At 67.7% G+C, this 12,688-nt stretch carries 13 protein-coding genes and 2 pseudogenes; 4 read left to right on the top strand and 11 right to left on the bottom strand.

The genetic code is table 11. From position 1 onward, the window contains the following. Positions 1 to 190, bottom strand: a pseudogene (locus Q0L89_RS01730) (capsule biosynthesis protein); the annotation flags it as partial. Further along, entirely contained in the window at positions 168 to 827 is a 660-nt protein-coding gene (locus Q0L89_RS01725; protein ID WP_296762040.1) for an ATP-binding cassette domain-containing protein, read from the bottom strand. The pseudogene Q0L89_RS01730 and the gene Q0L89_RS01725, both read right to left, overlap by 23 nt. Before the next feature lie 177 nt (positions 828 to 1,004). On the opposite strand from Q0L89_RS01725, the gene Q0L89_RS01720 reads away from it, so the two are divergent. Both Q0L89_RS01720 and Q0L89_RS01715 read left to right on the top strand, forming a co-directional pair. Further along, positions 1,005 to 1,613: a uracil-DNA glycosylase family protein gene (locus tag Q0L89_RS01720; RefSeq protein WP_296762038.1), complete on the top strand. Its 609-nt coding sequence runs from the start codon at positions 1,005 to 1,007 to the stop codon at positions 1,611 to 1,613. Further along, on the top strand, positions 1,606 to 2,397 hold the full coding sequence (locus tag Q0L89_RS01715) for an SseB family protein (RefSeq protein WP_296762036.1): 792 nt from the start codon (positions 1,606 to 1,608) through the stop codon (positions 2,395 to 2,397). The genes Q0L89_RS01720 and Q0L89_RS01715 overlap by 8 nt, the downstream gene beginning before the upstream one ends. 62 nt (positions 2,398 to 2,459) lie before the next feature. Here the strand turns inward: Q0L89_RS01715 and Q0L89_RS01710 are convergent, their stop codons facing one another. Genes Q0L89_RS01710 through Q0L89_RS01685 form a run of 6 tightly spaced genes read right to left on the bottom strand, consistent with a single transcriptional unit; the run spans position 2,460 to position 8,992 of the window. Continuing rightward, positions 2,460 to 3,392 carry a glyoxylate/hydroxypyruvate reductase A gene (locus Q0L89_RS01710; protein ID WP_296762034.1) on the bottom strand — a complete coding sequence of 311 codons (933 nt, stop codon included), beginning with the start codon at positions 3,390 to 3,392 and terminating at the stop codon, positions 2,460 to 2,462. Positions 3,393 to 3,395: 3 nt separating this feature from the next. Then, on the bottom strand, positions 3,396 to 4,535 hold the full coding sequence (rodA, locus tag Q0L89_RS01705; RefSeq protein ID WP_296762032.1) for a rod shape-determining protein RodA: 1,140 nt from the start codon (positions 4,533 to 4,535) through the stop codon (positions 3,396 to 3,398). Next, positions 4,532 to 6,475, bottom strand: coding sequence for a penicillin-binding protein 2 (gene mrdA / locus Q0L89_RS01700; RefSeq protein WP_296762030.1), 1,944 nt, complete (start codon positions 6,473 to 6,475; stop codon positions 4,532 to 4,534). The genes rodA and mrdA overlap by 4 nt, the downstream gene beginning before the upstream one ends. Next, entirely contained in the window at positions 6,472 to 7,014 is a 543-nt protein-coding gene (locus Q0L89_RS01695) for a rod shape-determining protein MreD (protein ID WP_296762029.1), read from the bottom strand. The genes mrdA and Q0L89_RS01695 overlap by 4 nt, the downstream gene beginning before the upstream one ends. Then, positions 7,011 to 7,916 (bottom strand): rod shape-determining protein MreC, encoded by a 906-nt coding sequence (gene mreC / locus Q0L89_RS01690; RefSeq protein ID WP_296762028.1) that lies wholly within the window; start codon positions 7,914 to 7,916, stop codon positions 7,011 to 7,013. The genes Q0L89_RS01695 and mreC overlap by 4 nt, the downstream gene beginning before the upstream one ends. A 29-nt stretch (positions 7,917 to 7,945) precedes the next feature. Further along, complete coding sequence (locus Q0L89_RS01685; RefSeq protein WP_296762026.1) at positions 7,946 to 8,992, bottom strand: rod shape-determining protein; 1,047 nt, start codon at positions 8,990 to 8,992, stop codon at positions 7,946 to 7,948. A gap of 262 nt (positions 8,993 to 9,254) precedes the next feature. On the opposite strand from Q0L89_RS01685, the gene rlmJ reads away from it, so the two are divergent. Both rlmJ and hpaR read left to right on the top strand, forming a co-directional pair. After that, a complete protein-coding gene (gene rlmJ / locus Q0L89_RS01680; protein WP_296762025.1) occupies positions 9,255 to 10,052 on the top strand; it encodes a 23S rRNA (adenine(2030)-N(6))-methyltransferase RlmJ in 798 nt (265 codons plus the stop codon). 112 nt (positions 10,053 to 10,164) lie between these two features. Continuing rightward, positions 10,165 to 10,653 carry a homoprotocatechuate degradation operon regulator HpaR gene (gene hpaR / locus Q0L89_RS01675; RefSeq protein WP_296762024.1) on the top strand — a complete coding sequence of 163 codons (489 nt, stop codon included), beginning with the start codon at positions 10,165 to 10,167 and terminating at the stop codon, positions 10,651 to 10,653. A 40-nt stretch (positions 10,654 to 10,693) separates the two neighbouring features. Here hpaR and Q0L89_RS01670 read toward each other — a convergent pair whose 3' ends face one another. From Q0L89_RS01670 to Q0L89_RS01660, 3 genes and pseudogenes are all read right to left on the bottom strand, one after another. Next, the gene (locus Q0L89_RS01670) at positions 10,694 to 11,131 is read right to left on the bottom strand and encodes a universal stress protein (RefSeq protein ID WP_296762022.1); all 438 of its coding nucleotides are present in this window, start codon (positions 11,129 to 11,131) and stop codon (positions 10,694 to 10,696) included. Positions 11,132 to 11,144: 13 nt separating this feature from the next. Then, positions 11,145 to 12,431: a TRAP transporter large permease gene (locus Q0L89_RS01665; RefSeq protein ID WP_296762020.1), complete on the bottom strand. Its 1,287-nt coding sequence runs from the start codon at positions 12,429 to 12,431 to the stop codon at positions 11,145 to 11,147. A 9-nt stretch (positions 12,432 to 12,440) separates the two neighbouring features. Beyond that, positions 12,441 to 12,688 (bottom strand): annotated as a pseudogene (locus Q0L89_RS01660) (TRAP transporter small permease); the annotation flags it as partial.

Below are 12,688 nucleotides of genomic sequence, written 5' to 3'. Positions count from 1 at the left end.
GAGCCTGTTGCGGCTCGGGCGGCGCCGGCCGCCGGGGCTGCGCCGCCGCCCGGGGTTGCTCGTCGGCTCGCGGCGCAGCCTCCTGCGTCTTTTGCGGCGCGGGCTCGGGGCTTGCCTGCGGGCTTGCCCCGGCGGCGTCGGTGCCGCTGCGCCGGATGCGGAATTTTCTAGCCTTGGGTTTCGTAGTCATAGAGCTGCTTCGCTTCTTCCAAGGTGTCAAACATGTACAGTTGCCCGCCCATCAGCACGGCGGCCGAGCGGGCGAACTTTTCCAGCACTTCGGGCTTGTGCGACACGATGATCACGGTTGTCGTGCGCAGCCGATCGCGCAGGATTTCGCCGGCCTTGCGGTTGAACTCGACATCCGTCGAGCCGGGCATGCCCTCGTCGATGAGATATATATCGAAATCGAGCGCCAGCATCAGTGCAAAAGAGAACCGCGCCCGCATTCCCGAGGAATAGGTGCCCAGGGGTTGCTCGAAATATTCGCCCAGGTTGCACAGCCAACGGCAGAATGCTTCGACATAGTCGGGGTCGAGTCCGTAGAGCCGCGCGATGTAACGGCTGTTTTCCACGGCCGTGTGCTTGTTGATGACGCCGCCCATGAACCCCAGCGGAAAGCTGATGCGCGAGCTGCGGCGAATCACGCCCTCGTCGGGTTTTTCCAGCCCCGCCATCATGTTGATCAGCGTCGTCTTGCCGGTGCCATTGGGGGCGAGGATGCCCAGCGAGTTGCCCAGCTCGACCCGGAACGAGACCCGGTCGAGGATCACCTTGCGCTGTTTTCCGGTCCAGAAGGACTTGCTGACATCTTCGAATTCCAGCATTGATGGCTCTCCGCTGCGGCCTGTTATCTGCCCTCTTGAGGGGGCATGACTAAGCGTTTGTAGGGCCCGCCCGGCCCGCAATATCGTGGCACAATACCGATCTTGCACGCTTTGAGGGCGAAATTATGTCTCATATGGAAACAAACGATGGCAGGATCGGCAACATGATTGCACAGAATGGGCGCTGACGCAGACGCAATGGCGGATATCGGTGAGCGGATCAAGGCCTGCCGGCTGTGCGCGGGGCGTTTCGCCGCGACGCAGACCGCGCACGCGCCGCGGCCGGTGGTGTGGTTCCGCCCCGGCGCGCGGGTGCTGATCGCGGGGCAGGCGCCGGGGCTGCGGGTGCACCGCTCTGGGCGGCCGTTCGACGATGCCTCGGGCGACAGGCTGCGCGGCTGGCTGGGCCTGAGCGAGGCCGAGTTCTACGACCTCGACCGCGTTGCGATAGTGCCGATGGCGTTCTGCTTTCCCGGCTACGACGCGCGCGGCTCCGACCTGCCGCCACCGCCCGCCTGCGCGCGCGAATGGCACGCGCAGGTGATGCAGGCGCTGGACGCGGTCGCCTTGCGCATCGTCATCGGCGGGCCGGCGCAACGCTGGCACCTGGGCACCCGCGCGGGCGTCACCGAAACCGTGCGCGCATGGCGCGACCACGTGCCGGGGGTTTTCCCCTTGCCGCACCCGTCGTGGCGCAATACCGCTTGGTTGAAGCGCAACCCGTGGTTCGAGGAAGAACTGCTGCCGGTGTTGCGTGACGAAATGCGCAAGGTGATGGATGGATAGCGAAACGCCGCTCGACCGCGCCCATGCCGCGATGCAGGCCGCGCCCGAGGATGCCCGAGCGCGGCTGCGGTTCTACGAACGGGTGGCCGACAGCGAACTGGTGCTGCTGCTGAGCGGGGAGGCGCGCGGCGATACCCTGGACCCCGAGACCGTCGAGATCGACGCGGCGACCTACGTGCTGGCCTTCGACGGCGAGGCGCGGCTGGCGCGTTTCGCCGGTGCCGCCGCCGCTTACGCGGCGCTGCCGGGGCGGGTGGCGGTGCGGATGCTGGCCGAGCAGGGCGCCGGGCTGGCGCTCAACCCCGAGGTGGCACCGTCGGCGACGCTGCTGCCGCCCGAGGCGGTGACGTGGCTGGCGGGCGCGCTCGACAACCCGCCCGACGAGGCCGAGGCGCGGATCACGGCGGTCGCGGCGCCCGCGGGGCTGCCCGAGGGGCTGTTGCGGGCGCTCGACGCCAAGCTGGCCGGGGCAGCGGGGCTGGCGGAGACGGCCTACCTAGTGCAAGCCACCTACGAGGGCGGGGCACGCAATCACCTTCTGGCGGTAGTCGGCGCGCGCGCGGGCGCCGAGCGGACGCTGGCCCGGGCGGTGGCCGAGGCACTGACCTTCACCGGGCTGGAGGCCGGGGCGCTGGACGTGAGTTTCGTCGCGCCCGGCGAGCCGATCGTGGCGCGACTCGACCGGCACGGCTTGCGCTTCGATCTGCCGCAACCGGTGGCCGAGGTGCCGACGGCACCGGCCGCGCCGGGGCGCGACCCTGACAAGCCGCCGATCCTGAAATAGGGGGCGGACGCCGCCGGGCGATGCGGGTGGTTCCTGCTACCCGCTGACGTCAATGGTCTGCCTCAGTAGCCCCGGTCGCGATCCACCAGGTGCAGCAGCGCCTCGCCTGCCTCGCCGCGGCGGACGTTCTCGGCGATCACCCGCGCCGCCGACGCGGGACGCGTTTCCGAGGCGATATGCGGCGTCACGGTGACCTGCGGATGGGTCCAGAACGGGTGCTCGGGCGGTAATGGCTCGGTGCGGAAGGTATCGAGCGTGGCATGGCCCACCTGGCCCGCGTCCAGTGCCGCGAGCAGCGCGTCGTCGTCGATCAGCGCCCCGCGTCCGGGGTTGAGGACCACCGCCCCGCGTGGCAGCAGCGCCAGCCGCGCGGCGTTCAGCAGGCTCTCGGTCTCGGGTGTGTGCGGCAGCAGCAGCACCAGGATATGCGCGCGGGCAAGCGCCGTCTTCAGCCCCTCGGGCCCGTGCAGGCAGGTGATACCGGGCACTTCGTGGGCACTGCGCGCCCATCCGGTGACCGGAAAGCCGAACTCCGCCAGCGCCGCGCCGCAGGCCCGGCCCAGCGCCCCCAGCCCGAGGATCGTCACCGGCCGGTCTGCGGCCAGCGGCGGCGGATCGTGGCGCCAGGTGCCGTCCTGGTGCAGGATGTGGGTATCGAGCCCCAGGTGGTGGCGCAGGCAGTGCCCGGCGACCCATTCGACCATGCCCTGCGTCAGCCCTTCGTCGACCATCCGCGCCAGCGGCTGCGTCAGCGTCGGGTTGTGGGCGACGTTTTCCACCCCGGCCCAGAGGTTGAGAACCGCCTTGCAGCGCGTGAAGGGGGTGAAATCCTGCACCTCGCTGCCCGGCGAGTAGACGATGTAATCGACCTGCGCGGCGGGGATGTCGGTGGCCAGGTGGGCATCGACGCCGGCCTCGGCCAGCGCCGTGCGCAGCGGCTCGTGGTAGTTGTGCCAGAGCCGGTCGTCGGCGGCGAAAAGGACGTTCACACTCATTGGTCACCTCGGTTTGTGGACATGGGCGCTTTGCACCAGGCCGAAAGCCAGCATCAGCACCAGCATCGCCGAGCCGCCGTAGCTGACCAGCGGCAACGGCACGCCGACGACCGGCGCCAGCCCCATTACCATCGACATGTTGACGGCGAAATACAGGAAAAAGGTCAGCGTCACTCCCAGCGTGAGCAGCGCCGAGAAGCGGTCGCGCATGCTCAGCGCGGTGGCGATGCAGAACGCTATGATCAGCGCGTAGAGCAGCAGCAGCGATATGCCTCCGACAAAGCCGAATTCCTCGGCCAGGGTGGTGAAGATGAAATCGGTATGTTTCTCGGGCAGGAAGTTGAGCCGGCTCTGCGTGCCCTGCATGTAGCCGCGCCCGGTCCAGCCGCCCGAGCCCAGCGCGATCTTGGATTGCGTGATGTGGTAGCCCGCGCCCAGCGGGTCGCTGGCCGGGTCGAGAAACACGTCGATGCGGCGATATTGGTAATCCTTGAGGATCTGCCAGTCGGTGCCGCGCGATTGCAGCACCGCCGTAAGCGCCCCCGCGCCCGATGCGATCACGGCGACGAAGTAGCCCCAGTGCACCCCGGCCAGGAACATCAGGCCGCTGCCGGCCATCAGCAGCAGCAACGCGGTGCCCAGGTCGGGCTGCTTGAGCACCAGTGCCGCAGGCAGCGCGATGATCAGCGCCGGTACCGCCACCCAGAACGGGTGCGACACCTTGCGGATCGGCAGCCAGTCGTAATAGGCCGCCAGCAGCATCACCAGCGCGACCTTCATCATTTCGGAGGGTTGCAGCCGCATGAAGCCCAGTTCGATCCAGCGTTGCGCACCCATGCCCATGGTACCGAACAGTTCGACCGCGACCAGCAGCAGCATCGATGCCCCGTAGGCCAGCGCCGCCATGTTGCGCCAGAACCAGATCGGCACCATGGCCACGACCAGCATGCCCGCCATGCCGGCGGCGAAGCGTTTCATCTGCGGTTCGGCCCAGCGGGCGAGGTCGCCGCCGGCCACCGAGTAGAGCATCAGGAACCCCACGCTGGCCACCGCCGTCAAGAGCAGCACCAGCGGCCAGTTGAGGTAGAGGATCTTGCGCGGCCCGGCGGGCACGTTGCGCACCGTGTATTCGAGATAGCTCATGCGCGGCCCCGCCCGGGTTGCCGGTCATTGCGGCGCTCGCGTTCCAGCCGCTCCTGCAACGCCTTGATCCGGTCGCGGTCGCCGGAGGGGTAGGCCGACAGCGGCGGGGTGTCGCCGTATAGCGCCTGCAAGGTGATGTCGCGCGCTACCGGCGCTGCCGCGGAAGAGCCGCCGCCGCCGTGTTCGATCACCACCGCGACGGCGATTTGAGGCGCCTCGAAGGGGGCGAAGTTGACGAACAGCGCGTGATCGCGCCGATCCCACGGCAGATCCTCGTTGCTGGTCACGCCCTCGGCGCGTTCGGCGGCGGTGATGTTGCGTACCTGGCTGGTGCCGGTTTTGCCGGCCATGCGCATGCCTTCAGCGGTGATGCGCGAGCGGAAGGCGGTGCCGCGGCGGTTGTTCGACACCGCGAACATGCCCTGCCGGATCTGGCGCAGGTGGTTCTCGTTGAGGCCCAGCGGCGCGGCCTCGGGGGCGGGCTGTTCCACCCCGTCCATGGTTTTCACCAGGCGCGGCACCACCGCCCGGCCGGTGGCCAGCCGGGCGCTCATCACCGCCAGTTGCAACGGTGAGGTCAGGACAAAGCCCTGCCCGATGGCGGCGTTGACGCTGTCGCCCAGCACCCAGTCCTTGCCGAAACGCTGCAGTTTCCAGTCCTTGGTCGGCACCCGGCCCGCGGCCACCGCCGACATAGGCACGTTGAACGCCTCGCCCAAGCCAAGGCGGTGGCCCATCGCGGCGATCTTCTCGATTCCGACCTTCAGCGCCAGGTCATAGAAATACACGTCGCAGCTTTCGGTCAGCGCCGCCTCCAGGGTCATGTGTCCGTGGCCCCAGGTTTTCCAGCAGTGGAACTTGCGGCCCGACACTTCGAGGTAACCGGGGCACCAGACCGTGTCCTCGGCGGTGATCAGCCCCTCGTCGAGCGCCGCCAGCGCGGTGACCATCTTGAAGGTCGAGCCCGGCGGGTACAGCCCCTGGACCGACTTGCTGGCCAGGGGGCGGTACTTGTTGTCTGTCAGTGCCTTGTAGTCGGCGACCGAGATGCCGCGCACGAACAGGTTGGGGTCGTAGGAGGGCGTCGAGGCGATAGCCAGAAGATCGCCGCTGGCGAGGTCAATCACCACCGCCGAGGCGCTCTGTTCGCCCAGCCGCGCCTGCACGTAATTCTGAAGCCGGTTATCCACGGTCAGTTGCAGGTTGGCGCCGGGCGTGCCGTCGCGGCGGTCGAGCTCGCGCATGACGCGGCCGGCGGCGTTGACCTCGAGGCGCCGGCTGCCGGCCTTGCCGCGCAGGGCGAATTCGTATTTCGCCTCGACACCGACCTTGCCGATCTGGAACCGCGGGATCAGCAGCAGCGGCGGTGGTGATTCGATCCGCGACAGGTCGTAATCGCTGACCGGGCCGACATAGCCGACGACATGGGCGAAATCCTCGCGCATCGGATAGTAGCGCGACAGGCCCACGTCGGGGTGCACGCCGGGCAGGGCGGGGGCGTTGACCGACACGCGCGCGATGGCCTGCCAATCGACGCGGTCGGCCACCGTTACGTGAACGTCGGGGCGCGCCTGTTCCAGTTCCTCCAATGCCGCCTCGATTGCCGCATCGTCGATCCCGATCAGCCGCGCCAGCCGCGTCAGCACCGCCCGGGGGTCGGTCACCTCCTCGCGGATCATGGTGATGCGGTAGCTGGGCTCGTTGACGGCGATGGCGCGGCCGGTGCGGTCGAATATCTCGCCGCGTTCGGGCGGAATGAGGCGCACGCTGACGCGGTTTTCCTCGGCCAGAAGGCGGAACTGGTCAGCCTGGTCGACCTGCAGGTAATGCATCCTGACCCCGAGCGCGCCCATGAATCCCAGTTGCAGACCGCCCAGCAGCAGCCCGCGGCGGGTGAAGCGGCGAACGCCATCGGCGTTATCGCGTGGGGGCCGTCTCATGCGCCTTGCCCCGTGGCATCGACCTCGCCCGGGGCGGCCTTGCGCACCCCGAAGACCAGCGCCGAGAAGGCGACCGCCAGCGGATAGACCAGGACTGTCATGAAGGCGCGGATCGCGGTCAGCCCGATCGGCGCCTGCGGCACCATCGCCAGCGACAGGATCAGCCGATAGCCCAGTACCGTGGCGACGATCATGATCGCGACGTTGAGCCACTCCATCGCGAAGGTCTGGTCACGCAGCCCCCGGGCGCGCGCCTTGAGCATCGCCGTGGCAATCACCGCCAGCGCCGCCCACAGGCCCGGTGGCCGCTGGAACAGCAGGTCGGCCATCAGCATCACCAGCGCCACCGACAGCGCCGGCACGTAATCGGGCCGGCGCAACGCCCAGGCGAAGGTGATCGCCAGCAGCAGATCGGGGCCCGCCCAGGTCGGCGGCGTCATGTTCAGTGGCAGCAGCCGAAACGCGAAGATCACCAGCGCCAGCCCGACATAGGCCCCGCGCATGAGCCACAGGCGCGCCGCTGCGGAATGGCCGATCATGGCGCGCCCCCGTCACCGCGGCCCGGCCCGGCCGCGGTGGCGTCGGTGGGTGCGACCATCGACACCGGGCCGGTGAGGCGTTCAAGCTCGGGCGAGCGCAGCACCCTGAGAAACTCCAGCCGTTCGAAATCGGCGGCCAGGCGCACCCGCAACTGGCCATCGGGGCTTTTGGCGACTTGCCCGATCAGCAGCCCGGCGGGAAACACGCCGCCGTCGCCCGACGACACCACCCTGTCGCCGGGGCGCGCATCGTCGGGGTTTTCCACGAAGGCCAGTTGCGGCGCCACGGTGTTGTCGCCGCGCACGATGGCAGGTTGGCCCGAGGGCTGCACCGTGGCTGGCACGCGGCTGGAGCTGTCGGTCAGCAGGATCACCCGGCTGGTGTTTTTTCCCACGCCCGAGACCCGCCCGACCAGTCCGATCCCGTCCATGGTGGCCCAGCCATCGCGGATGCCGTCGCGGGCGCCCACGTTGAGCAGCACCGATTGCCGGAACGGCGACCCGCTGTCGGCCATGACCACGCCGGTGACGTGCGTCAGCCGCGGGTCGAGCCGCACCTTGTTGAGGTCCAGCAGCCGGGCGTTTTCCTGTTCGAGTTGCAGCGCCGCCTCTTTCCATGCCTTCATCTGCTGCAACTCGCGCCGCAACTGGCGGTTCTGTTGTACGAGTTGGCGATAGCTCTGGAAATCGCGGCCCAGGCTCACCGCCGTGGTGATCGGGGTCATCGCCCAGTCGAAGCTGGGCACGACGTGGTCGGTGACCTGGGCGCGGAACCGTTCGACGCGTGGGTTGTCGATACGCCACAATACGAAGATTCCCAGCAATACAAGCACCAGGATCGCCGTCAGCAACCGCCGCAGCGGGGCGATGTAGTCGTCGCCTTGTGATCCGTTTCGTGCCAACGTGGCCCCCTCGTCGGAAGGTGGGTGCCTTAGCTGTCGTAGTCAATCGCGTGGCGAAGCTGCTTTTCGTATTCCAGCGCCTTGCCGGTGCCCAGCGCCACGCAATTGAGCGACTCGTCGGCGATCGACACCGCCAGCCCGGTCTGTTCGCGCAGCGCCAGGTCGAGATCGCCCAGCAGCGCGCCGCCCCCGGTCAGCATCACGCCACGGTCGACGATGTCGGCGGCCAGGTCGGGGGGCGTGGCCTCGAGCGCGGTCATCACCGCCTCGCAGATCTGTTGCACCGGCTCGCTGAGCGCCTCGGCCACCTGGGCCTGGCTGACCTCGGTTTCCTTGGGCACGCCGTTCAGCAGGTCGCGCCCGCGGATCTGCATTGAGGCGCCGCGCCCGTCGTCGGGCATGCGCGCGGTACCGATCGAGGTCTTGATGCGTTCGGCGGTGGATTCGCCTACCAGCAGGTTCTGCTGGCGGCGCAGGTAGTTGATGATCGCCTCGTCCATGCGGTCGCCGCCGACCCGCACCGATCGCGCGTAGACGATGTCGCCCAATGACAGCACGGCCACCTCGGTGGTGCCGCCGCCGATATCGACGACCATCGAGCCGGTCGGGTCGGTGATCGGCATGCCCGCACCTATGGCCGCCGCGATGGGCTCTGCGATCAGCCCCGCGCGCCGGGCGCCGGCCGACAGCACCGACTGGCGGATGGCGCGCTTTTCCACCGGGGTGGCGCCCTGGGGCACGCAGACGATGATCTTGGGCTTGGAGAAGGTCGAGCGCTTGTGCACCTTGCGGATGAAATGCTTGATCATCTCCTCGGCGGTGTCGAAATCGGCGATGACCCCGTCGCGCATCGGGCGGATGGCCTCGATGCTGCCCGGCGTGCGGCCCAGCATCAGCTTGGCGTCCTCGCCCACCGCGAGCACCTTCTTGACCCCGTCCTTGACGTGGTAGGCGACCACGGAAGGCTCCGACAGGATAATGCCGCGGCCCTTGACGTAGACCAGCGTGTTGGCGGTGCCGAGGTCAATCGCCATGTCCGACGAGAACAGGCCCGGCATCTTATCGAAGATCGACATGGAGTCTCCATCCCGTGTGCAAATCGCAAGGCCCGCGCGCGCTGCGCCGGGGCCGGATGTCCTTATAGGGCTGACACGCGCAGAGCGAAAGGGGCGTGGTGGGGCAAATAGGCGCCATTCCGCGCAGACGCGGGCGAGCGCCGGACCTTTGGTCGGGTGATCCCGGCGGTGATATTTGCCTTCTCCTCAGCCCGGCGGAATCACCCCCCTGGTAGTTGTGCTGCGCGTTGCGTATCGGCCAGACCCTGCGTAATGAGGCGGGATGCTGTCCTATCAACATATCTACCACGCGGGTAACCCGGCCGATGTGCACAAGCACGCCTTGCTGTGCTGGATGCTGGGCTACATGACCGCCAAGCCCAAGCCGATGACCTACCTCGAAACCCATGCCGGGCGCGGGCTATACGACCTCGATGCGCCCGAGGCACGGCGCACCGGCGAGGCGGCGGCCGGGGTGAGCCGGGCGCTGGATGCCGGCGTGGTGAACCCCGAGCACCCCTACAGGGCGGCGCTGTCGGCGGTGCGCGCTGCGCACGGGGGGCGTGCCTATGCCGGGTCTCCGCTGCTGGCGGCGACCCTGCTGCGCCAGGGCGACCGGGCAGAGCTGGCCGAACTGCACCCGCAGGAACACGCCGCGCTGGCCCATGCGATGTCGCCCCATGACGTGCGCGTGCATCGGCGCGATGGGTTCGACATGGTGCACAGCCTGTGCCCACCGACACCGCGGCGCGGGCTGATGCTGATCGACCCGAGCTACGAGGTGAAGGCCGATTACGACACCATCCCGGGGCAGATCGCGCGGCTCAATCGCAAGTGGAACGTTGGCGTCATATGCCTGTGGTACCCGATCCTGACCGGGGCGCCGCATGGCCCGATGCTGACTGCGCTGGAGGCCCTCGGCCTGCCCGGCGCGGTGCGTCACGAACTGCGGTTTCCGCCGGTGCGCGCCGGGCACCGCATGGTTGGATCGGGGCTGTTCGTGGTCAATGCGCCCTACGGGCTGGCGGCGGAAGCCGCGCGCCTGGCCGCGCGCTGGCGCGACGCGGGGTTTGCGGCATGAAGCGGTGAGACCCGGCGCAGTGACACGCGAGGGCGCCGGGGCCTGACGATAGAGCTGCCTGCGTCAGTTATTCGTATTGCCTGCCGGCGGTTGCGCGAGTTAGACAAGAATCATGGAAGTGGACAAGGCAGACGCCCCCGAGACAGATCGCTCGCTCCCCATCGCGCTGCTGCGCGCGTGCGAACGGGTGATGGGCCCGATCCGGCAGATGCTGGCCGATGTCGGCGTCACCGAGCAGCAGTGGCGGGTGCTTCGGGTGCTTGACGAATGCGGCACGCTCGATCCGACCGAGATCGCGGATCGCTCCTGCCTGTTGCTGCCCAGCCTGACGCGGATCATGCACACGCTGGTGGCCAAGGGGCTGATCACGCGCGCGCCGCATCCCACCGACCGGCGCAAGCAGTGCATTTCCATCACCGAGGCCGGGCGCAAGGTTATCCGCGACAACCTGGAGGAAAGCCGCCGCCTGAACCGCTGGATGCGCGAGAATTTCGGCTCCGAGCGGCTGGACATGCTGCTTGACCTGCTCAACGAGCTGGACCGGATGAAGCGCGACGACGGCCACGACCCCGCCGCAACGCCGCCCAAGGAACGGGCCTGACCCCGGCCCGGCGCCGGTGCGCCGGGCGGGTGTGGGCGCCTCAGATGACCAGTACCGGAACCGCCGACAGCCCCGTCACCTTGTGCGACACGCTGCCCAGCAGGTAGCCCTCGACCGAGCCCATGCCGCGACTGCCGATGACGATCAGGTCGGCGCCGTGCTCCTTGGCGAAGCCGACGATGGTGCGCGCCGGCTGGCCGGGCTTGACGAAGGCGCGGCATTTGTCGGCACCCGCCTCCAGGACAAGCTTCTTGCCGTGTTCGGCCACTTCGCGGGCGTGCTCGCGCATGATGTCGTCCATGTTGCCCGGCTCGCTGGCACGGACCATGGAAAACGACGCCTCCAGCATCGAGTGATGGCGGAACACCGTCAGCACGAGGACCTCGGCCTTGCACAGCTTGGCAAGTTCGGCCGCTTTCAAGAGCGCCTGTTCGCCGCCCACGGACCCGTCGAAGGGAACGAGAATGTTCTTGAACATCAGGTGCTCCTATCTATTTGGCGAAGGCCAGATCACGCAGGAACAGGGCGATCTGCGGGAAGTAGATCAGTGCCACAGACACCGACAGCAGGATGAAGATGAACGGCGGCGTGCCGCGGATCACGTCCATGTAGGGCCGCTTGAACACCGCGATTGCGGTGAAGATGTCGCAACCGAACGGCGGCGTTGCCGATCCGATGGCAACCTGCAGCGTGATCACCACGCCGACAAGCACAGGGTCCAGCCCCACCGCGTTGACCACCGGCGCGAAGATCGGCACCATCACCAGGATCACCACGATCGGGTCGACGAACATGCACCCGATGAAGAAGGCGATCGAGATCACGAACAGCACCCCGATCTGACCCATCTGATCGATGCCGATGCCGCTCAGGATGGCTTGCGGGATCTGCGCGAACGATATCACCCAGGAAAACGCCGCGCCGGCGCCCACCAGGATGAACACCACCGCAGTGATCAGACCGGTGGATTTCGCGGTGTCGTAGACGTCGCCCCAGTTCAGGGTACGGAACACGATGGTCTCCAGCACCAGCGCGTAAAGCACGCAGGCCGCCGCCGCCTCGGTGGGCGAGAAGATGCCGCCGTAGATGCCGCCGATGATGATCAGCGGAAAGCCCAGCGGCCACAGCGCCTTGCGCAGTGCGGTCAGGCGCTCGGACCAGCTTGTCTTGGGTTCGGTGGGCACGTTGTTGCGTACCGCGTAGATCCACGAATAGAACGAGAACAGCACCAGGATCAGCAGCCCTGGCCCGACCCCGGCGATGAACAGTTCAGAAATCGAGGTGTTCGAGACGACGCCGTAGATGATCATCCCGATCGACGGCGGGATCAGAAAGGCGATATCCGACGAGTTCACGATCAGCGCCAGAACGAAGCTGTCCTTGTAGCCGGCCTTGAGCATGCGCGGGCGCAGCGGCGTGCCGACGGCGACGACGGTGGCCTGGGTCGAGCCCGAGACGGCGCCGAACATGGTGCAGGCCGCGGCGGTCGAGATCGCAAGGCCGCCGCGCAGGTGGCCGACGAAGCTCATGACGAGGTCGATCAGCCGGCCCGCCGACTGGCCGCGGGTCATGATGTCGGCGGCGAAGATGAACATGGGAACGGCGATCAGCGAGGCCGGCCGGATGCCGGCCACCATCTGCTGCACCATGGTCTCGAGCTGCCCGAAGCCGCCGAACATCCAGTAGAAGCCGACAAAAGCGCCGACGATGAGCGGGATCATCATCGGGAATCCGAGCAGCAGAAGGATGATCATGACGGAGAAGATTGTCCATGCCATGGCTTGGCCTCAGACCTCCGTCTCGTCGTCGCTGTAGCCCTCGAGCACGTTGGTCGAGAGGTAGATGTCCTTCTCGATCATGTTCTTGATGGCGGTCAGCGCGTATTGCAAACCGGTCATGAAGAAGCCGACCGGCACCCATACGAGGATGATCCACACCGGAAGCTGCAGCGACGACAGCACCCGGCCGCGGCCATACTGCGTCAGCATGTACTGGAGCGAATACCAGGCGAGCCCGAACATGAAGACCGCCGTTG

The organism is Sediminimonas sp. (assembly GCF_024637375.1).
In the GTDB taxonomy this organism is placed as follows: domain Bacteria; phylum Pseudomonadota; class Alphaproteobacteria; order Rhodobacterales; family Rhodobacteraceae; genus Sediminimonas.
The sequence above is the reverse complement of the archived record's forward strand: the minus strand, read 5'-3'. Positions and strand labels throughout refer to the sequence as shown.

Bases quoted from the DNA above. Each gene is read 5' to 3' on its own strand.
- Q0L89_RS01685 (WP_296762026.1), bottom strand. From the start codon at position 8,992: ATGTCGATCTTCGATAAGATGCCGGGCCTGTTCTCGTCGGACATGGCG.
- Q0L89_RS01720 (WP_296762038.1), top strand. From the start codon at position 1,005: ATGGGCGCTGACGCAGACGCAATGGCGGATATCGGTGAGCGGATCAAG.
- hpaR (WP_296762024.1), top strand. From the start codon at position 10,165: ATGGAAGTGGACAAGGCAGACGCCCCCGAGACAGATCGCTCGCTCCCC.
- mrdA (WP_296762030.1), bottom strand. From the start codon at position 6,475: ATGAGACGGCCCCCACGCGATAACGCCGATGGCGTTCGCCGCTTCACC.
- Q0L89_RS01670 (WP_296762022.1), bottom strand. From the start codon at position 11,131: ATGTTCAAGAACATTCTCGTTCCCTTCGACGGGTCCGTGGGCGGCGAA.
- Q0L89_RS01725 (WP_296762040.1), bottom strand. From the start codon at position 827: ATGCTGGAATTCGAAGATGTCAGCAAGTCCTTCTGGACCGGAAAACAG.
- rodA (WP_296762032.1), bottom strand. From the start codon at position 4,535: ATGAGCTATCTCGAATACACGGTGCGCAACGTGCCCGCCGGGCCGCGC.
- rlmJ (WP_296762025.1), top strand. From the start codon at position 9,255: ATGCTGTCCTATCAACATATCTACCACGCGGGTAACCCGGCCGATGTG.
- Q0L89_RS01695 (WP_296762029.1), bottom strand. From the start codon at position 7,014: ATGATCGGCCATTCCGCAGCGGCGCGCCTGTGGCTCATGCGCGGGGCC.
- Q0L89_RS01710 (WP_296762034.1), bottom strand. From the start codon at position 3,392: ATGAGTGTGAACGTCCTTTTCGCCGCCGACGACCGGCTCTGGCACAAC.
- Q0L89_RS01715 (WP_296762036.1), top strand. From the start codon at position 1,606: ATGGATAGCGAAACGCCGCTCGACCGCGCCCATGCCGCGATGCAGGCC.
- Q0L89_RS01665 (WP_296762020.1), bottom strand. From the start codon at position 12,431: ATGGCATGGACAATCTTCTCCGTCATGATCATCCTTCTGCTGCTCGGA.